This window comes from Azospirillum canadense (assembly GCF_025961225.1).
Taxonomy (GTDB): Bacteria; Pseudomonadota; Alphaproteobacteria; order Azospirillales; family Azospirillaceae; genus Azospirillum; species Azospirillum canadense.
The window spans coordinates 381,863-401,205 of sequence record NZ_JAOQNG010000010.1; the positions used below are offsets into that span (position 1 = coordinate 381,863).

A 19,343-nucleotide genomic window follows, 5' to 3' on the forward strand; every position below is an offset into this window, starting at 1 on the left:
CGGGCAAACACAGTTTCGAAGGTTCGACTGACTCCAAAGGTGCGCCCCCTCCGGGTGCGCCGCGGGCCAAGGGTGCGCCCCGTCCGGGCGCGCCGCGGAGGCGAACCTTTCCGGTCGGAAAACGTTAAGTCAACGCTATGACCGTTTCCGACCACCCACTCATCCTGTGCCCGGACTGCGGGGCTCCACACGCCTTGCCGCCGCCCAGCCCCGGCCACAGGGCGGAATGCACCCGCTGCGGCAGCGTGCTTCGCCAGTTCCGTTCCGGCAGCCTGGAGCATGCGGCGGCGCTGACCATCGCCGCCCTGATCCTGTTCATCGTCGCCAACCTGTTCCCAATCCTGACCTTTGAACTGGAAGGCCGGTCGCAGTCGGCGACCCTGCTCAGCGGGTCGGCGGCGCTGTGGATGGGTGGGTATGAGGGACTGGCGGCGCTGGTCTTCTTCGTGCTGTTCCTGGCGCCGACGGCGGAACTGCTGGGGACGCTCTACGTCGTGCTGCCGCTCGCCCGCGGCCGGGGCCCGTACCGCCACGCGGCCTGGGCCTACCGCATGGTGTCGCGCTTGCGGCGTTGGGCGATGGCCGAGGTGTTCCTGCTCGGGCTGATCGTCGCCTATGTGAAGCTGTCGGATTTGGCGACGCTGGAACCCGGGCCGTCGCTGGCGGCGCTGGTCGGCTTCATCCTGGTCCAGGTGTGGGGCGAAGCGTCGCTCAGCGCCTTCCATGTGTGGGAGCGGGTGGCGCCGCAGACCCGCGTGTCCCAGGCCGCCCACATCCCGCGGGAGCAGTTGACCGCCTGCCACGACTGCAAACAGGTGGTCGCGGGGAGCGAGGGCGACTGCCCCCGCTGCGGCGCCGGCCTGCACCGGCGCAAGCCCGGAAGTGTAAGGCGCAGCTGGGCACTGGTCGTCTCCGCGGCCGTGCTCTACGTGCCGGCCAACCTGTTGCCCATCATGACGGTCATCTATTTCGGGGCGGGGCAGCCTGACACCATCCTGTCCGGCGTCGAGGCGCTGATCAAGGCGGAGATGTGGCCGGTCGCTTTGCTCGTCTTCTTCGCCAGCATCACGGTGCCGGTGCTGAAGCTCGTCGGCCTTATCTACCTTCTCGTTTCGGTCCAGCGCGGCTCCACACACCGGCAACGGGATCGGACGCGGCTTTACCGCCTGATCGAAGGTGTCGGGCGCTGGTCAATGGTGGACATCTTCATGATCTCGCTGCTCGCCGCGCTGGTCCAGCTCGGCACCATCGCCAATGTCGAGGCGGAGCTGGGCTCGATCGCCTTCGCCTCCGTCGTCGTCATCACCATGCTGGCGTCGGAGTCCTTCGACCCGCGTCTGATCTGGGACGCGCCCCATCGGGATGCGCAGGGTCAGGAGGCGGCGCATGGATGACCAACGTCCGATACCTGAGCCGCCGCGCGAGCCCCCCACCCCGGTGATCCGCCGCCGGCGCGGCCTGCCGCTGGTCTGGCTGGTGCCGCTGGTCGCCGCGCTGATCGGCGGCTGGCTGGCCTGGAGGACGCTCAGCGAACGTGGCCCGTCCATCACCATCACCTTCGACACGGCGGAGGGGCTGGACCCCGGCAAGACCAAGGTGCGCTACCGCGACGTGGACGTCGGGACGGTGCAGGGGGTGGAGGTGTCTCCGGACCTGAGCAGCGTCGTCGTGACCGTGCGCATGGTGAAGGGGGCGACCGGGTACCTGAACCAGGGCACACGCTTCTGGGTGGTCCGGCCGCGGCTGGGCTTCGGCGGCGTGTCGGGCCTGGGGACTCTGGTGTCCGGCGCCTACATCGGTATCGATCCGGGGCAGGGCGACCGTGTGTCGGAGTTCCGCGGGCTGGAGGAGCCGCCGCTGATCCGCTCCAGCTCGCCCGGCCGGCGATTTTCCCTGAACGCCGACCGGCTGGGCGGGCTCGGGCCGGGGTCGCCGATCTACTACCGCGGCATCCAGGTGGGCGAGGTGGTCGGCTACGAGTTCACCAAGGATTGGCAGGCCTTGACCCTGCCGGTCTTCATCCACGCGCCCTACGACAGCATCGTGCGGCCGAACACGCGCTTCTGGAACGCCAGCGGTGTGTCGGTGTCGGTCGGGGCGGGTGGTCCGACGGTGTCGGTCGAATCCCTGCAGGCGCTGGCGACCGGCGGCTTGTCGTTCGAGACGCCGGGACTGGGCGGCCCGCAGGACGACGGAAAGGCGGCCGACGAGGGCACGAACTTCCCGCTCTACGAGAACCGCAACGCCGCCAACGAGGCGCGCTACACCCGGCGCATTCCCTTCCTGGTCCATTTCGACGGCTCGGTCCGCGGCCTCCACCCCGGCTCGTCGGTGGAGTTCCGCGGCATCAAGATCGGCGAGGTGACTGACATCCGCCTGGACGTTGATCCGCAGACCGGGGCCGCGCGCATCCCCGTGACGATGAACCTGGAGCCGGAGCGGCTCGACACCGGACAGGGAGCCCCGACCGACGCCGAATCCTCCTACGCCGCTATGCGGGTGATGGTCGAGCAGGGGCTGCGCGCGCAGCTGAGCACCGGAAACCTGCTGACCGGGGAGCTGATCGTGACCCTGGATTTCTTCCCCGAGGCGCCGAAGGCCACGCTGGAATCCGGCGGCCCCTATCCGGAGCTGCCCTCTCGACGCAACGTGTTCGACACCGCGACCAAGACCGCCACCGACCTGATGGAGGAGCTGGCGCGCGCGCCCATCGCGGAAACGGTGAGCGACCTGCGCTCCACCATCCAGAAGGCCGGCGCGCTGCTCGGGTCGCCGGAGGTGGCGCAGTCGCTGGGCTCGCTTAGCCGCTCGCTGGGCGAACTGGAGAAGACCACCCAGGCGCTCGGCAACGAAGGGGCCCCGACCATCCGCGCCCTGCGCGAGGTGGCGGAGAACACGAGCAAGCTGGTGGAGCAGGCGCAGAAGACGCTGAGCACAACGGGCGAGGTGGTCGCCTCGACCAAGCCGGTCGCCTACGACCTGCAAGGCCTCGTCCGCGAACTGACCGCCACGGCCCGTTCGATCCGCGGCCTGACCGACTATCTCGAACGCCACCCCGAAGCCCTGATCCGAGGCAAACGCGGATGACACGCTTGATCCCCCTCATTGTTCTGGCCGGCCTGCTGGCCGCCTGCAGCACCGAGCCCAGCCGCTTCTACCATCTCAGCGCGGAGCCGATGGCGGCAGCGCCAGCGCCCACCGCGGCGGCCGCGCAGACGCGGCGGGTGGTGGGGGTCGACACCGTCGATCTCCCCGGATACCTCGACCGGCCGGAAATCGTGATGCGGGCGGCCGGCAGCCGGCTCGTGGTCAAGGAGTTCGATCGCTGGGGCGGCCCGCTGGACGAAATGGTGACCCGCGCCCTGGAGAAGGACCTGGAGGCGGCGCTGCCGGAGATGGAGGTCGTCTCCCTGCCGCAGACCCGCGACGTGCCGCTGACCCAGGCGGTGGAGGTGGCGCTCGACCGCTTCGACGCGTCGGAGGACGGTCCGGCCGTGCTGGAGGCGCGTTGGCGCATCTTCGACCGGAACGGCGAACGCCTGAAGCGGATGGGCCGCACTGTGGTGAATGAGGCCGTCGCGACACCGGGCGATCCCGGCGCCGTGGCCGACGCGCTCAGCCGCACGCTCACCCGACTCGCCGCTGACATCGCAGCTGCGTTGCGTTAGTCAGGTCGTTTGCACGTCCTAATAAGCGAAACTTGCAATTTTCGGTCAATTGAGTGCGGCGCGGTGAAATGCTGCGCCGCGTCACAATTGTGTCTTCATTCGACGGGATGCCCGCAATGATTTGAACGGTGCGTTGCGTGTTTAGCGCGACTCGCTTGATCGGAATCAATGAGGTCGTGGGGTGATTTCGCGCTTACTGGACGGGAAAGTTCGATGCTTGGTTTGGCATCGGGCGCCGCGACCGGCCCGTTTGGGGGAACGGGCCGGCTGCCGACCGAAGAAGAGGCGCGTCATGGACACCTTGATGATTGACCAGAAATCCTTTGCGACCGAAGCGGCGGCCTTGGAGCCCTGGCGGGGCTTCGCGCCCGGCGTCTGGCGGACCGAGGTGAATGTGCGCGACTTCCTGGTGAAGAACGTGGCCTCCTACGAGGGCGACGGCGCCTTCCTCGCCCCCGCGAGCGCTCGCACGGCGGCGCTCTGGGACAAGGTCCGGGAACTTCTGGCTGCCGAGCGCGCGGCGAAGGGCGGCGTCCTGGACGCCGATACGGAGCTTGTGTCCTCCATCACCAGCCACGCCCCCGGCTACATCGACCAGAGCCTTGAGGTCATCGTCGGCCTGCAGACCGACAAGCCGCTGAAGCGCGCCATCATGCCCTTCGGCGGGCACCGCATGGTCAAGACCGGGCTGGAAGCCTACGGCTTCACCCCGTCGCCGAAGCTGGACGAGGTGTTTCCCAACCTGCGCAAGACGCACAACGACGGCGTCTTCGACGTCTACACCGACGAGGTCCTGCGCTGCCGCAAGTCGGGCGTCATCACCGGCCTGCCCGACGCCTACGGGCGCGGCCGCATCATCGGCGACTACCGCCGGCTGGCGCTCTATGGCGCGACCGTCCTCATCGAGGACAAGAAGGCTCAGCTGAAGAGCCTGGAACTCGACCAGCTGGACGAGGGGATCCTGCGCCTGCGCGAGGAAATTTCGGAGCAGATCCGGGCGTTGAAGGAACTGGTCGCGATGGCCAAGTCCTACGGCTTCGACGTGACCCGCCCGGCCGCCACTGCGCAGGAAGCGGTGCAATGGACCTACCTCGCCTATCTGGCGGCGGTGAAGGAGGCCAACGGGGCCGCCATGTCGCTGGGCCGCACGTCCAGCTTCCTCGATGTCTACATTGAGCGTGATCTGCGCGAAGGGCGCCTGGATGAAGCTGGCGCGCAGGAGCTGATCGACCAGTTGGTCATGAAGCTGCGCCTCGTGCGCTTCCTGCGCACGCCGGAATACGACCAGCTCTTCTCCGGCGACCCGACCTGGGTGACGGAATGCGTCGGCGGCATGGCTCTGGACGGCCGCACCCTGGTCACCAAGAACAGCTTCCGCATCCTCAACACGCTGAACAACCTCGGCCCGGCGCCGGAGCCCAACCTGACCGTCCTGTGGTCGGAGAAGCTGCCGGAGGGCTTCAAGGCCTTCTGCGCGGAGACCTCGATCAAGACCTGCTCCGTCCAGTACGAGAGCGACGACCTGATGCGCCCGTACTGGGGCGACGACTACGGCATCGCCTGCTGTGTGTCGGCCATGCGCATCGGCAAGCAGATGCAGTTCTTCGGCGCCCGCGCCAACCTCGCCAAGACCCTGCTCTACGCCATCAACGGCGGCCGCGACGAGCTGTCGGGCGAGCAGGTCGGCCCGGCCACCGCGCCGATCACCGGCGACGTGCTCGACTACGACGAGGTGATGGCCCGCTTCCAGCCGATGATGGAGTGGTTGGCGCGGGTCTACATGAACGCGCTGAACGCCATCCACTACATGCACGACAAGTACATGTACGAGCGGCTGGAGATGGCCCTGCACGACCGCGACATCCTGCGCACCATGGCCTGCGGCATCGCCGGGCTGTCGGTGGTCGCGGACAGCCTGTCGGCCATCAAGCACGCCACGGTGAAGGTGGTGCGCGACGAACGCGGGCTGGCGACCGACTTCGTGATCGAGGGCGAGTACCCGGCCTTCGGCAACAACGACGAGCGGGTGGACGGCATCGCGCGCTGGGCGGTGGAGGCGTTCATGGCCATGCTGCGCAAGCAGAAGGCCTACCGCGACGCCACGCCGACGCAGTCGGTGCTGACGATCACCAGCAACGTGGTGTACGGCAAGAAGACGGGCAACACGCCGGACGGGCGCAAGGCGGGCGAGCCGTTCGCGCCGGGGGCCAACCCGATGCACGGCCGGGACAGGAAGGGCGCCATGGCCTCCATGGCGTCGGTGGCCAAGCTGCCGTATGCCCACGCGCAGGACGGCATCAGCTACACCTTCACCATCGTGCCCGGCGCGCTCGGCCGGACGGAGGGCGAGCGGGTGGACAACCTGGTCGGTCTGCTCGACGGCTACTTCGGGCAGGGCGGGCACCACATCAACGTCAACGTGTTCGACCGCGAGACGCTGTTGCACGCCATGGACCATCCGGAGCTGTACCCGCAGCTGACCATCCGGGTGTCCGGCTACGCCGTCAACTTCATCAAGCTGACCCGCGAGCAGCAGCTCGACGTCATCAGCCGCACCTTCCACAGCGCGCATTGAAGGTGTGCGAGCATCCCCTCTCCCCTCCGGGGAGAGGGGATTTCTTCACGCCGATCCCTGCATATCCTCGCGGATTCCCAGGGCTTGCATCCGCTCGTAGAGAGAGGCGCGGGAGATGCCCAGCAGCTTTGCGGCCTGGGCCTTCACGCCGCCGGTGCGGGCGAGTGCCCCGATAATGGCGGCGCGTTCCGTGTCCTTCAGCACGTCGGTCAAGGCGCGCGGGCTGCCGCCGACGGAGCGGAGCAGGGACGCCGGCACTTCCTCCGTCGTGTCCCGCTGTGCCGGGGCGCTGCGGGGCAGGGCGGCGGCGATGTGCGCGGGCGTCAGGGTGACGTCGTCGGTCATGGCCGACACCCGCTCCAGCACGTTGCGCAGCTCCCGCACGTTGCCGGGCCAATCGTAAGCCTTCAGCGCGGCGATCGCTTCGGCCGCCAGATCGCGGGAAGGAGACGCGGAGGTCAGCGTCAGGTCGTCCAGGATGCGGTCGGCGATGCTGGCGATGTCCTCCGTCCGGTCGCGGAGCGGCGGCAGGGTGATCGGCACCACGTTCAATCGATAATAGAGGTCGGCGCGGAATTGCTTGTCCCTTACCAGCGCGTCGAGGTCGCGGCTGGTCGCCGCGATGATGCGCAGGTCGACCCGCACCACCTTGTTGGAGCCGACCGCCTCGAATTCCCGCTCCTGGAGGACGCGCAGAAGCTTGGCCTGGAGCGGCAGCGGCATGTCGCCGATCTCGTCCAGGAACAGCGTGCCGCCGTTGGCCAGCTGGAACTTGCCCTCGCGCAGCCGCCGGTCGGCCCCGGTGTAGGCGCCGGGCGCGACGCCGAACAGCTCCGCTTCCAGCAGGTTCTCCGGTATGGCCGCCACGTTCACGCCGACGAAGGGGGCGTTGGCGCGCGGGCTCGCCGCATGGATGCCGTGGGCGAGCAGCTCCTTGCCGGTGCCGGTCTCGCCCAGCAGCAGCACGGTGCTGTCCATCTGGGCGGCACGGCGGGCAAGACGCTTCACCTCGCGCATGGCCTCGCTGTTGCCGATCATCTGCGACAGCGAGTATTTGGCGCGGCGCTCGTTCGCCAGTTCCTGCCGGGTGCGGGTCAGCTCTTCTTGGAGGCGCTGGTACTTGGACATCAGCGGACGCAGATGCTCCGCCCGGTCGAACAGGGCGAGGCCGATGGCGCCGATCAGGGTTCCGCCGTCGTCGCGCAAGGGAAGGCGGGTCACGACGATGGTGCGCTTGCCGATGTCCATCAGGTCGATCAGCATCGGCTGCCCGCTCTCCACCACATGCCGCATCTGGCTGTTGGGGATGACCTCCTCCACCGGCTTGCCGAGGGGCTCCTTGGGGTAGCCGAGCAATTCCAGGTAGCGATCTCCGATCCAGGCGATCCGCGCGTCCTTGTCGACGACGATCAGCCCGACGCAGGCGTCCGCGAAATGCTGGAACAGCGATTCCACCGCCCGGGCCCGCAGATGCTCGAAGTTCGGGTCGAGGCTCATGCCTTTCTTCCTTTTGAACGCTGGCCGATCGCCGGCCCGGGGCTGGAGCCGTGGCGCCGGCAGACCATGCCACAGGTGGGGGTTTCGGTGCGCGGAGTCCAGACGTTCCACGGCCTTCGGGAAAGATCGTTGAGCGTCCGAACGATTTTCCCTTCTCATTAACGTCGGATCGATGAACAATAGCTTACGATTTCAAGTTGCCGGGCGCCGCCCCGACATCGGAGTCCTGTCGATGCTGCGGCGAGACGCATACCACGTCGTTTCTCCTGTGGTTCCGCGGCCCGACTGTTGTAGTGTGGCCGCCTTTGCTCCAACCAGTCCGCAGACTTCCGAGCTTCGTGGTGGCATGTCGCTTCAGGCCGATTCCAACGACCCGACCGTGCCGTCCCTTGAGCACCTGCTGCTCGCCGTCGCGCGGGGGCGCGACCAACAGGCCTTCCGCGCGCTGTTCCAGCACTTCGCGCCGCGGGTCAAGGGCTATGCCCGCAAACTCGGTGCCGACGACGGCGCGGCGGAGGAACTGGTTCAGGACGTCATGCTGACGGTGTGGCAACGGGCGGACACCTACGACCCGGAATTGGCCAGCGCCGCCACCTGGATCTACACCATCGCCCGAAACCGCCGGATCGACCGCATCCGGCAGGAACGCCGCCCCGAACTCCACCCGGACGATCCCATGCTGGACGGTGACGGGGCGCCGCCGCCCGACCATCAGGTCCAGGCCGCGCAGGAGGCGTCGCGCCTGCGTGCGGTGATCGGCGACCTGCCGCCGGAGCAGGCGGAGGTCTTGCGGCTGGCCTATTACGAAGACAAGGTGCATTCCGAGATTTCCGTCGAGCAGGGCATTCCGTTGGGCACGGTGAAGACACGCCTGCGCTTGGCGCTCGTCCGGTTGCGGCGGGCATTCGGGGAGGGGGCGTGACCATGCCCGCGCACCACCCCGGCCCCGAACTGCTGTTCGACTACGCCGCCGGCAGCCTGCGCGAGGTGCAGGCGTTGCTGGTCGCCTCGCACCTCGCCTACTGCGCCGACTGCCGCCGACAGGTGGCGGAGCTGGAAGCCTGCGGCGGCGTGCTGCTGGAGGAGGTGGCGGCCGAGCCGGTGTCCGACAGCCTGCTGGACGCGGTGCTCGCGACGATAGCCAACGCTCCGGCGGCCCCGCCCCAGCCCCCGCCCGAGCCAGCGAAGGCGCCCAACGGGGTCCTGCCGGGACCGCTGCATCGGGCCCTGGGCGGCTCGCTGGACGGCGTGGACTGGGTGCGCATCGTGCCAGGCATCCACCTGTCCGGCTGGTCGCTCGGGGTCGGGACGGCGTCGGCCTGCCTGCTCCGCATGGCGGCGGGCGCCAGCGTGCCCGCGCACCGGCACACCGACCACGAGATGCTGCTGGTCCTGACGGGCGCCTTTTCCGACGAGTTCGGGCGCTACCGGGTCGGCGACGTGGCGTCCTACGATCCGGAGACGCCGCACCACGCCGTCGCTGACCGCGACGGGGAGTGCCTGTGCCTGCTGGTGCAGGACAATCCGCTGGTCTTCACCGGCGCGCTCGGCTGGCTGCTGAACCGGGGATTCCGCTTCTAAGCCGCTTCTGAGGCAAAAACGGAACAAGCCCGGAACGTTTTTCGCCGGAACGCGGTGCGGGCTGCTAGAATGACCGCATGCGCGCGTTTCCGGAAAATCCCATCACCCCCACTCGGAAGGCCCTGTGCCGCGACTGCGCCGCTGCCCTGCGCGGGGCGGAGCCGCGCTGCCCGAAGTGCGGCAGCCGGCGCATCGTCCGGCACGATGAGCTGCACGACCTCGCCATTGGCCACATCGACTGCGACGCCTTCTACGCCACGGTGGAGAAGCGCGACCGGCCGGAGCTGGTCAGCCGCCCGCTGATCATCGGCGGCGACCGGCGCGGCGTGGTGGCCGCCTGCTGCTACGTCGCGCGGATGGCCGGGGTGCGCTCCGCCATGCCGATCTGGCAGGCGCTGGAAGCCTGTCCGGACGCGGTCGTGCTGCCGCCGGACATGGCGAAGTACAAGACGGTCGGCTGGCAGGCGCGGGAGCTGATGCGGACCTTCACCCCGCTGGTCGAGCCGCTGTCCATCGACGAAGCCTTCCTGGACCTGTCCGGCGTGGAGGAGCGGCTGAGCATCAGCCCGGCCCAAGCGCTGGTGGAACTGGTCCGGCGCTTCGAACAGCAGCTGGGCATCACCGCCTCGGTCGGCCTCAGCTACAACAAGCTGTTCGCCAAGATCGCGTCGGACCTGGAGAAGCCGCGGGGATTCTCCGTGGTGGGTCGGGGGCAGGCGCTGGACTTCCTGGCGCCGAAGCCGGTGTCGATCCTATGGGGCGTCGGGCCGGTGCTCCAGCGCAAGCTCCAGTCGGAGGGCATCCGCACGGTGGGCGACCTGCGCGGCTGGGCGGAGATCGACCTCGTCCGCCGCCACGGCAAGATGGGCCGGCTGCTCTACCGCTTCGCCCGCGGCCAGGACGACCGCCGCATCGAGCCGGAATCGGTCAGCAAGAGCATTTCCGCCGAGACGACCTTCGACTGGGACACCGCCGACCGCGCGGCGCTGAAGGACGCGCTGCGCCCCCTGGCCGAGACGGTGGAACGCCGCCTCAACGCCGCCGGCTTGCAGGGACGGAGCGTCGTGCTGAAGCTGAAGACCGCCGACTTCCAACTGCTGACCCGGTCCCGCCGCGTCGACCCGCCGGCCCGCACCGCCGACCTGATCTGGCAGACCGGCTGCGAGATGCTCGACGCCGAGGCCGACGGCCGGCTGATCCGCCTGATCGGCATCGGCTGCACCGACCTGCTCGACCCGGAGACCGAGCCGGAACCGGGGCTGTTCGATGGGATGGCGGGGGACGCCTGAACCGCGACCGGAATGGAGCGAGATCGCTTCATCCCGGCCCAAGGCCCTGTTGCCCCGCGGCTGTGGGCCGGCCAACCTGCCGCGGGAAACTCCAGGGCGGCAACGGAAGGTGCGGCATGAGCCAAGCGGTTTGCATGGGCGCGATGATGACCTGCAGCTTCGGGGCGGCGCCCTCCGCGCTGATGGTGCTGCCGGTCAACCGGACGATGGCCGGCGGGCCGCCCATGGCGAACATCATGGACAACAAGCCCATGGTGAACATCCTGCCCTTCGGCGTCTGCACCAGCCCGGCGAACCCCACGGTCGCGTCGATGATCCCGGTGCCGCCGCCGGGCGTGATCAAGCCGCAGCCCTGCGTTCCCTGCACCGTGGCGCCCTGGGTGCCCGGCGCCCCGACTGTGCTCGTCGGCAACATGCCGGCGCTGACCTCCAGCTGCAAGCTGATGTGCAATTGGGGCGGCGTGATCTCGATCACGCTGCCCGGCCAGTTCACCGTGCAGACGCCATAACCTCCCTCTCCTGCCGGGGGCGGGCGAGGGGATTTCGCTCACCCCTTCGGCGGCAGGACCACGCCGATCTCCTTGCCGCCTTCGGAATAGGTGCGCAGCGGTTCCACCAGCAGGCCCTTGCGGTAGACGCCGCGCTGCATCAGCGCGCCGGAGGGGAAGTAGCGGCACAACTCCCCCTCTTGCAGGCCATCAAGGAAGGCGGAGCGCTCGCTGACCGCGCCGTCCTCGAAGAAGCCCAGCGCAGGGCCGTTCAGCTGGTCGGCGGCGTAGGTCTCGCGGCGGACCAGCCGGCCCTGCGGGCTGTAGAACTGCGCTTCCCCCTCGCGCTTGCCGGCTTTGTACTGGAAGACGGCGGCGACGGTGCCGTTGTCGTTGAAGAAGGCCGACGGGCCGTCGAGCAACCCGGCGCGGTAGGTCATGCGGCAGCTTGGCCGGGTGTTGGCGTAGAAGGTCGCCACGCCGTGCTGGACCCCGTCGGCGAACTCCGCCACCTGCACCAGGGCGCCCTTGTCGTCGTAGTGGCGCACCTCCCCGTGCATAAGGTCGGCGCGCATCCGGGCGCGCAGGAGCGGCAGGCCGGCCGGTCCGTAGGCGGTGAAAATGCCGTGGAACCGGCCGTCGCGCAGTTCGCCGGAGCGCAGCAGGCGGCCGGCCTCGTCGCGCTCATCCACCGGGACGGGGGCCGGCGCCGCTGCACTGTCCGCGTCGGCCATCTCAGTTCACCTTCACGAGGCCGCCCTTCAGCGTCAGCATCGCGCTGGCGCTGACCTCGCCTGTGGTCTGACCCTTTACGGTAGCAGTCAGGCCCTCGGCGGTCAGGCCCATGGTTGCCTTCAGGTCCAGCCCCATGCCGGCCTTGATGGCGGCGCCCATGCCCGATTGGATGGTCAGCGCCGAACCGGCCTTCAGCGTCGCGTCGGTGCCAGACTTCAGCATCATCGCGGTGCCGGACTCCGCGGCCAGGGCGGTCGATGCCTTGATGCCGATGTCGGCGGAGGTGGAGGAGATTTTGACCGACTTGCCCTTGATGACGATGTCGCCGGTGACGTCGATGGTCAGGTTGCCCTTTACCGTCAGCTTGTAGTCGCCATCCGCGGTGTGCTCGAAGTTGGCGTTGTTGGTGTGCGTCTCGTCGCCCTTGACCGACACGGCCCGCGTGCCCTTAGAGACGGCGTGGGTCTCGTTGCCTTCGGACACCGTGATGCTGTGGTCGTTCTTCACGGTCAGCTTGCGGTCGTGATTGACCGTGATGGTGCTGTCGTTCTCGACCGTTTCCGTCTCGTCGTGCTTGATGGTGCGGGTGACGTCGTTCAGCACCTCGACGTTCATGTCCTTCTGCGCGTGGACGTAGATCTCCTCGTTGTCGGCCTTGTCCTCGAAGCGGATCTCGTTGAACTTGCCGGTGCCGTTCTTGGAGGTCTGGGTCTTGATGGTGCTGCGCGTCGAGTTGTCGGGCAGAGCGTAGGGCACCGTCTGTTCCGCGTTGTAGACGGAGCCGGTGACCAGCGGCCGGTCGGGGTCGCCGTCGATGAAGGTGACCACCACCTCCTGCCCGACGCGGGGCAGGAACATGATGCCGTAGTTCTTGCCGGCCCAGTTCTGGGCGACGCGCACCCAGCAGGAGCTTTTCTCGTCTTTCTTGCCCAGCCGGTCCCAGTGGAACTGCACCTTGATGCGGCCGTACTTGTCGACCCAGATCTCCTCGCCGCTTTTGCCGACGACGATGGCGGTCTGGGTGGAGTGGATGCGCGGCTTGGTCGCGGTGTTCAGGGGGCGGAAGGGCAGGTCGGGCGCGAAGCCGGTGAAATGGGCGTTGAAGTGGCCGCTCGACCCGTCGATGCGCACCGACAGAAGGACGTATTCGGCGTTCAGGTCGCTCTTGCGGTGGCCGGACACGGTGATGCGCGTGCCGGCCTCCAGCGAGCGGCAGACCCCGCCGCCGCGCACCCGCGCGCCGGGGAAAGCCAGCGCCTGCTGGCGCAGCTTGGCCACCGCCTCGCCGTCCGCGGAGGTCTTGTAGCCGAGCATGCCGTCGCTGATCGTGCCGTTCCCGGACGCGCCGTCGGCTGTGGCGTAGAGGTCGGTGGAGGGCGTCTCGAAATTGTAGCCGTCGATGCCGAAGCTCTTGGGCGTGACGCGGCGCTCCACGCTCAGCCCCGTCAGGATGCTGTCGTCGTCCTCGTGCGTGTCGCCGGCGCGGTATTCCAGGGCGTCGAGCAGGCTGCTCTTGGCGAAGGCGCTGGCGCTGTCGCCCAGCACCAGCGTGTGCTTCCCATCCTCGTGCGTGAAGTAATAGAAGATGCCTTCCTCTTCCAGCAACCGGGCGATGAAGTTGTAGTCGGTTTCCCGGTACTGCACGCAATATTCGCGGGCGGTGTAGCTGCCGGTCAGCGAGGTCTTCAGGTCGGTGAAGCCGGCGCCCTTGCAGACCGCCTCGACGATCTCCGGGACGGTCTTTTCCTGGAAGATGCGGCAGTCGCCGGAATGGGTCAGCATCCACAGCCAGGGGTGCAGCTCCGCCTCATAGTGCGCGACGAGGCTGCGGTCGTCCACGTGGGTCAGCTCGATGCGGCCGACCACGGCGTTGACGTGGCGCTTCGTCTCCCGATCGCCTAGCGTGATGGTGACGGTCACCGGCTTGCCGACCAGCGTGTCGAAGGCGACGTCCTCGTCGGACGAGATCATCGTGACGCGGTAGGTGAACAGCGACGACAGCCGCTCCTCCCCCACGATGGTGCGCAGCGCCAGCGCGTCCGGCCCCAGCGGGGTGGAGATCGACAGGTACTGCTTGTCCTGGGTAAAGCGATTCGTCATGCGACGGCCACGGCGAAGCGGCCGGTCGCGTCGTGGTCCACGGTGATGCGCCCCACGGGCTCGCCGGCGGCGACCCGGTCCAGGATGCGGATCGCGACTTCCGGTACCACGAACTCCGACAGCAGCGTGTCGATCATGCGCGCCCCGGCGTCGGAGTTCAGCGCCCGCTGCACCAGCGCCTCCACGGCGGCGTCGGTCACGGCCAACTCGGCGCCGCGGTTGCCGGCGGTGCGGCGTTGCAGCTTGCCGAGCTTCATGGTCGCGATGCGGCGGATCTGCGCCTCACTCAGCGGATAATAGGGCACGACCGTCAGGCGGCCGAGGAAGGCCGGGCGGAAGCGGCGGCGCAGCACGTCGGAAATGGCCGCCAGCCCCTCCTCGCAGGCCTCGCGGATATGGCCGGCGTCCAGCGTGTCGCGGCCAAGCTCGAACAGTTCCGTGTCGCCAAGGTTGCTGGTCAGCAGGATCAGCGTGTTGCGGAAGTCGACCTCCACGCCCTCGCCATCCTCCAGCACGCCCTTGTCGAAGACCTGGTAGAACATGTCCAGCACGTCGGGGTGGGCCTTCTCCACCTCGTCCATCAGGATGATGGAGTGCGGGCGCCGCCGCACCGCCTCGGTCAGCACGCCGCCGCTGCCGTAGCCGACATAGCCCGGCGGGGCGCCACGCAGGGTCGCGACCGCGTGCGCCTCCTGGTATTCGGACATGTTGATGGTGATCAGGCTGTCCTCCCCGCCGTTCAGCAGTTCGGCCAGGGCCAGCGCGGTCTCGGTCTTGCCGACGCCGCTCGGGCCGCTCAGCAGGAAGACGCCGATGGGGCGGTTGGGCTCGCCCAGGCCAGCGCGGTAGCCGCGGACGGAGCGCGCGATGGCCTGGAGCGCCTGCGGCTGGCCGACGACGCGGGCGGCCATGCGGTCCTCCAGGTTGGCAACCACCTCCAGGTCGTCCTTGGACATGGAGCCGACGGGGATGCCGGTCCAGTTCGACACCACGGCGGCGACCACGGCGCCGTCCACGCGGTGCGGGACCAGCGCGCCGTCGCCCTGGACGGCCTTCAGCTTCTCGGTCGCGGCGGCGGCCTCGAACGCGTGGCCGGCCTTCAGCGCGGCGTCCACCGCTTCCACGAGGTCGCGTTCCCGCCGCCAGCGCTCGTCGAGCGCGGTCTTCTCCACGGCGATGGCGCCGCGGCGTTCCGAGATCTGCGACAGGCGCGGGGCGTGGGTGCCGCCGGTTTCCGCCTCCAGCCGCTCCGCCTCGCGGGCGAGCACGGCGTCCTCGCGCTCCAGCGCCTCGATGGCTTCCGGCTTGGAGCTGCGGGCGATGGCGACGCGGGCGCAGGCGGTGTCGAGCACGCTGATCGCCTTGTCGGGCAGCTGGCGCGCGGGGATGTAGCGAGCCGACAGCTTCACCGCGGCGGCGATGCCGTCGTCGAGCACGCGCACGCCGTGATGCTCCTCGAAACGGCGGACGAGGCCGCGCAGCATGGCGGCGGCGGCCGTCTCGTCGGGTTCGGGCACCGAGACGGGCTGGAAGCGGCGGGCGAGCGCCGGGTCCTTCTCGAAATATTTCTTGTACTCGGCCCAGGTGGTGGCGGCGATGGTGCGGAACTCGCCACGGGCCAGGGCGGGCTTCAGCAGGTTGGCGGCGTCGCCCTGGCCGGCCGCCCCGCCGGCGCCGATCAGCGCGTGCGCCTCGTCGATGAAGACGACCGTCGGCACGGGGGAGGCGGAGACCTCCTTGATGATCGACTTCAGCCGGTTCTCAAACTCGCCCTTCACCCCGGCGCCGGCCTGGAGCAGGCCAAGGTCGAGCGTGCGGATGACCACCCCTTGCAGCGGCGGCGGCACGTCGCCTTCCGCGATGCGCAGCGCCAGCCCCTCGACAATAGCCGTCTTGCCGACGCCGGGGTCGCCGACCAGGATCGGGTTGTTCTGGCGGCGGCGCATCATCACGTCGATGACCTGCCGGATCTCGCGGTCGCGGCCGATCACCGGGTCGATCTTCCCCGCCCTGGCCTGAGCGGTGAGATCGGTGCTGTACTGGTCCAGCATGGCCCGCCCCTCCGATACGGAGGGCGACGGCGCGGCCTCGGGCGTGGTCTTCGCGGGGCCGTTGTCTTTCAGGGCGCGAACCAGTTCCGGCAGGTCGGAGGCGGTGCGCTCGCGCGGCAAGGCGAGCAGCGACGGTGCGGATTCGGTCACCACCGCGCGCACGGAATCGCCGGCAACGGCAGCCCAGAGGATCGCCGGCAGCAGGATCTGCGGGCTGTCCAGGTGGGTAACGGAAATCAGCAGCGCCGTCTCCAGCAGCTCCGGCACGCGGGGGGAGAAGGCCGGGGTGCGGCTGTTACCGCGGCGGATCTTCTCCAGCGCGGCGTTCAGCTCCGTCTCCAGCCGGCCGGCGTCCACGTCGTAGTGGCGCAGGATGCCGGCCACCGTGCCGTCCTTCAGGCGCAGCAGCGCCAGCAGGACATGCTCCACCTCCACGTCGTAGTGGGTCTGCGAGACGCACAGCGCGGCGGAGCGCTCCAGCACCTTGCGGCCGTCGCGGTCGAGCTTTCCGATCAGGGACTTGATGTCGGCGGTCACGGGAAGGCTCCCTGCGAAGATGTGGACGGGGGTGCTGGTTCGAGAGTCAGGCGGCCGTCGCTTTGGCTCGGGCGACCGGGCGCGCGCAGCCAGGAGGTCCAGCCGAGCAGACTGCCTTCCCGCGGCTTGGTCGACAGGCGCGTCGGCGGCACCTTGGGCGCTTCCAGCGTCAGCACGATGCGGAAGTCCATGCCGTCGCCGGCGTGGAAACGGGCGAGCGCGCACAGCGTCTGGTGATGGCGCCCATCGGGCAGGAACTCGCGGTAGCGTTCCAGGCTGTTCAGCGTCAGCTCGATGGCGAAGCAGCTTTGCTGGTCCCAGACGCGGCGGCCCAGCACGACCGTGCGGCCGAGGCTATTGTTCTGCGCGCCCAGGCGGGTCTGGCTGTCCTCGCCCAGCGGCAGCCAGCGCCCCACGAAGCTGCGCACCGTCACCCGCACGCCGAACACCGATCCCAGGATCGCCTCCAGCCCCGCCGACGAGCGCCGCCGGTTGGCGAGGATGCCGGAGAAGGCCAGCAGCATGCGGTCGGGCGTGCCGGGGAGGCGGTTCTCCAGGCCCGGCGTGCCGATGCCGGCCAGCGCGCGCAGCACGCGGGCCATCAGCGTCTGCTCTGGATCACGCTCCAGCAGCGGCAGGCTGCCCTGGCGGGTCCGGTAGAAGATCGACATCAGGCGGTGGTTGAAGATGTCGTAGAAGGCCTTGCCCGCCGTGTCGCGCTTGGCGCTGCGCTCCAGCAGCATCTCCGTCGCAACGTAGGGCAGGGGACCGGCAAAGCCCGCCACACCCATCACGGGCGTGCGCACCACCCCGCCGCCCTCCGGCCGGCGCCGGGCCTCGACCACGTCGCTGGGCGGGAAGGCGAGGCTGGGGTCGTGCTCGATCCGCACGGCCTCCTGCTCCGGGTCGATCCCGGTGCCGAGCGCGGCGCGGTCGGGGCAGGCGCGTTCCAGCAGCGCGATGGCCTGGAGGAGGTCGAACCCCCAGGGCTCCGCCTCCAAACGGTCTATCAAAGACCGGGGCGTCAGAGCACTGGTTGACTGCCGGCGAGGCGCGACCATGCCTTCCAGACTCCTTCCCGCTGCACGGAGCGCAGCCGCAGCTGGGCGAACGCGTTGACGTTGATGTAAAGGCCGAGGAAGCGGCTGAGCACGCCGCCGAAGACCAATGGCGAAGACCCGACGAAGTGTCGCTCGTCCAGGTCCACCGTCACCTCCAGCCCGCGCACGAAGCCGCGCCAGGCGTCCTGGCCGATGCGGTGCAGGACCGGGCGGGAGGAGATGCCCTGGATGCCGCGCAGCTGGTGCTGGGCGCTGGGGTCCTCCGGCGCGTGCAGCATCAGGATCGATTGCAGGGCGCGCAGCCCCTCCGCGTCGTCGGTCAGGCTGAGGTGGTTGACCGACAGGTGGGAGATCAGCTTCCACGCCGAGGAGCCGCCGGCCGGCGCCGGCCGTCCGGAGGTCGGCTTGTGCAGGCACCTGATGGTGGCGATGGGGGCGGCTTCCTCGATCATCAGCACGGCACCGGCCGGCACCTGCTCCGCCAGCGCGCGGTTGGTGCAGAGCGTGCGCACCAGCAGCGTCTCGTCGGCCGGGTCGGTCGGGTTGAGGTCCAGGTGGTGCAGGCTGAGATAGACGTCGGTGCCCGGCACGTCCTCCCGCTGGGTCGGCTCGCGCGCCGCGAGCCAGAAGCCGCGCGGCTCGACCTCCGCCGAGGCGTGCTGGTGGGAGAAGAGCGGGACGTAGCGGTGGTGCATCCCGTCCTCGTCGCGCAGGCCGCTGACCTCCAGGACCGAATGGATCTCGGTGGTCCGCTCGCGCATTGCGTCGGCGACGACGCGGTAGGAGGTGCGCCGGTGGTTCAGCCGGATCGGCTCCGCGGTGCGGGTGAACAGGTTGACGATGGGCGTGCAGCCGAGTGCGAAGGTCTCCTTGCGCAGGGTCAGCCGGTTCGGCAACGGGCGCGACACCACGATCAGCACGTCCACGACCTCCCCCGACAGCCTCCCCTTGGGCATGGTCAGGTCGTAGAAGTCGAACTTCTGCGGGAACTCGAAATACTCCTGCAACAGGCCATAGGCCGGCTGCGCGTGCTTGGGGTGCGGCAGCACTGTCTCGTCGGCGCCGAAGCCGACGGGGGCGATCAGATCCTCCCCGCGCAGGCGGACGGGCGGCTTGCCGGGCATCAGGAAGGCCAGTTCCACCACGCCGCACAGGAACAGCTCGTGCAGGGCCGAGGTCAGGATCGTCTCGCCGTCGATGAACAGCCGCAGCTTTTCGATCGGCAGGTTCTCGAAGGACTCGTTGCGCGTCTCCAGCCGAAGCCGCAGGACGGAGGCCGCCTTGGAGCCGTCAATGAAATCGTAACGGTCGGTCGGCTCCACGGCGGCATCGGTCAGCGCCAGCGGCCATAGCGTCACGTCGTAGGCGGTGCGGAAGCGGCAGCGTGTGTTGCCCTCCGCAATCGCGTGCAGGGCCGTGCCGCGCGGCACGGTGAAGCCGCCGGTCAGCCGGCCCTCCCCCTGGGCGGGATCCATGCGGGCGATGCCCATCGCGGGGATCGGCGCCACCAACTGCGGGTGCAGGACGCTCAGCAGCGCCTCGGAGAAGCGCGGGAACTCGCGCTCCAGGTTCAGCTGCAAACGGCCGGACAGGAAGGCGAAGGATTCGATCAGCCGCTCGACGTTCGGGTCGGCCGCCTGGTCGGGTCCGAGCGCGAGGCGTCGGGCGATCTTGGGGTAGCTGCGCGCGAAGGCCTCGCCGGCGCGGCGGACGTACAGAAGCTCGCGTTCGTAATGGTCGAGGAGATCCTCGCGCCGCATC

At 69.1% G+C, this 19,343-nt stretch carries 14 protein-coding genes; 8 read left to right on the forward strand and 6 right to left on the reverse strand.

The genetic code is table 11. From position 1 onward, the window contains the following. The first annotated feature begins 137 nt into the window (after positions 1-137). The 4 genes from M2351_RS37515 (at position 138) to pflB (ending at position 6,243) form a co-directional block, all read left to right on the forward strand. Positions 138-1,394, forward strand: a complete 1,257-nt coding sequence (locus tag M2351_RS37515) for a paraquat-inducible protein A (RefSeq protein WP_264661067.1) — start codon at positions 138-140, stop codon at positions 1,392-1,394. After that, positions 1,387-3,087 carry a PqiB family protein gene (locus tag M2351_RS37520; RefSeq protein WP_264661068.1) on the forward strand — a complete coding sequence of 567 codons (1,701 nt, stop codon included), beginning with the start codon at positions 1,387-1,389 and terminating at the stop codon, positions 3,085-3,087. Before M2351_RS37515 ends, M2351_RS37520 begins: the two co-directional genes overlap by 8 nt. Then, entirely contained in the window at positions 3,084-3,668 is a 585-nt protein-coding gene (locus M2351_RS37525) for a PqiC family protein (protein ID WP_406567490.1), read from the forward strand. Before M2351_RS37520 ends, M2351_RS37525 begins: the two co-directional genes overlap by 4 nt. Before the next feature lie 292 nt (positions 3,669-3,960). After that, positions 3,961-6,243 (forward strand): formate C-acetyltransferase, encoded by a 2,283-nt coding sequence (gene pflB / locus M2351_RS37530; protein WP_264661070.1) that lies wholly within the window; start codon positions 3,961-3,963, stop codon positions 6,241-6,243. A 45-nt stretch (positions 6,244-6,288) separates the two neighbouring features. On the opposite strand, the gene M2351_RS37535 is transcribed toward pflB, so the two are convergent. Next, positions 6,289-7,740: a sigma-54 interaction domain-containing protein gene (locus M2351_RS37535; protein ID WP_264661071.1), complete on the reverse strand. Its 1,452-nt coding sequence runs from the start codon at positions 7,738-7,740 to the stop codon at positions 6,289-6,291. 346 nt (positions 7,741-8,086) lie between these two features. Between M2351_RS37535 and M2351_RS37540 the strand changes: the two genes are divergently transcribed. From M2351_RS37540 to M2351_RS37555, 4 genes are all read left to right on the forward strand, one after another. Then, positions 8,087-8,662: a sigma-70 family RNA polymerase sigma factor gene (locus M2351_RS37540; RefSeq protein ID WP_264661072.1), complete on the forward strand. Its 576-nt coding sequence runs from the start codon at positions 8,087-8,089 to the stop codon at positions 8,660-8,662. A gap of 2 nt (positions 8,663-8,664) precedes the next feature. After that, complete coding sequence (locus M2351_RS37545; RefSeq protein ID WP_264662417.1) at positions 8,665-9,321, forward strand: ChrR family anti-sigma-E factor; 657 nt, start codon at positions 8,665-8,667, stop codon at positions 9,319-9,321. Positions 9,322-9,398: 77 nt separating this feature from the next. Continuing rightward, on the forward strand, positions 9,399-10,610 hold the full coding sequence (locus M2351_RS37550) for a DNA polymerase IV (RefSeq protein ID WP_264661073.1): 1,212 nt from the start codon (positions 9,399-9,401) through the stop codon (positions 10,608-10,610). Between the two features lie 116 nt (positions 10,611-10,726). Continuing rightward, positions 10,727-11,119, forward strand: coding sequence for a DUF4280 domain-containing protein (locus M2351_RS37555; RefSeq protein WP_264661074.1), 393 nt, complete (start codon positions 10,727-10,729; stop codon positions 11,117-11,119). Between the two features lie 38 nt (positions 11,120-11,157). Here the strand turns inward: M2351_RS37555 and M2351_RS37560 are convergent, their stop codons facing one another. Genes M2351_RS37560 through tssF form a run of 5 tightly spaced genes read right to left on the reverse strand, consistent with a single transcriptional unit; the run spans position 11,158 to position 19,342 of the window. Further along, positions 11,158-11,832: a toxin-antitoxin system YwqK family antitoxin gene (locus M2351_RS37560; protein ID WP_264661075.1), complete on the reverse strand. Its 675-nt coding sequence runs from the start codon at positions 11,830-11,832 to the stop codon at positions 11,158-11,160. A gap of 1 nt (position 11,833) precedes the next feature. Further along, complete coding sequence (locus M2351_RS37565) at positions 11,834-13,933, reverse strand: type VI secretion system Vgr family protein (RefSeq protein ID WP_264661076.1); 2,100 nt, start codon at positions 13,931-13,933, stop codon at positions 11,834-11,836. Further along, the gene (gene tssH / locus M2351_RS37570) at positions 13,930-16,521 is read right to left on the reverse strand and encodes a type VI secretion system ATPase TssH (protein ID WP_264661077.1); all 2,592 of its coding nucleotides are present in this window, start codon (positions 16,519-16,521) and stop codon (positions 13,930-13,932) included. The genes M2351_RS37565 and tssH overlap by 4 nt, the downstream gene beginning before the upstream one ends. Continuing rightward, on the reverse strand, positions 16,518-17,534 hold the full coding sequence (tssG, locus tag M2351_RS37575; RefSeq protein ID WP_264661078.1) for a type VI secretion system baseplate subunit TssG: 1,017 nt from the start codon (positions 17,532-17,534) through the stop codon (positions 16,518-16,520). The genes tssH and tssG overlap by 4 nt, the downstream gene beginning before the upstream one ends. A gap of 11 nt (positions 17,535-17,545) precedes the next feature. Further along, on the reverse strand, positions 17,546-19,342 hold the full coding sequence (gene tssF / locus M2351_RS37580; RefSeq protein WP_264661079.1) for a type VI secretion system baseplate subunit TssF: 1,797 nt from the start codon (positions 19,340-19,342) through the stop codon (positions 17,546-17,548). Between the last annotated feature and the right edge of the window lies 1 nt (position 19,343).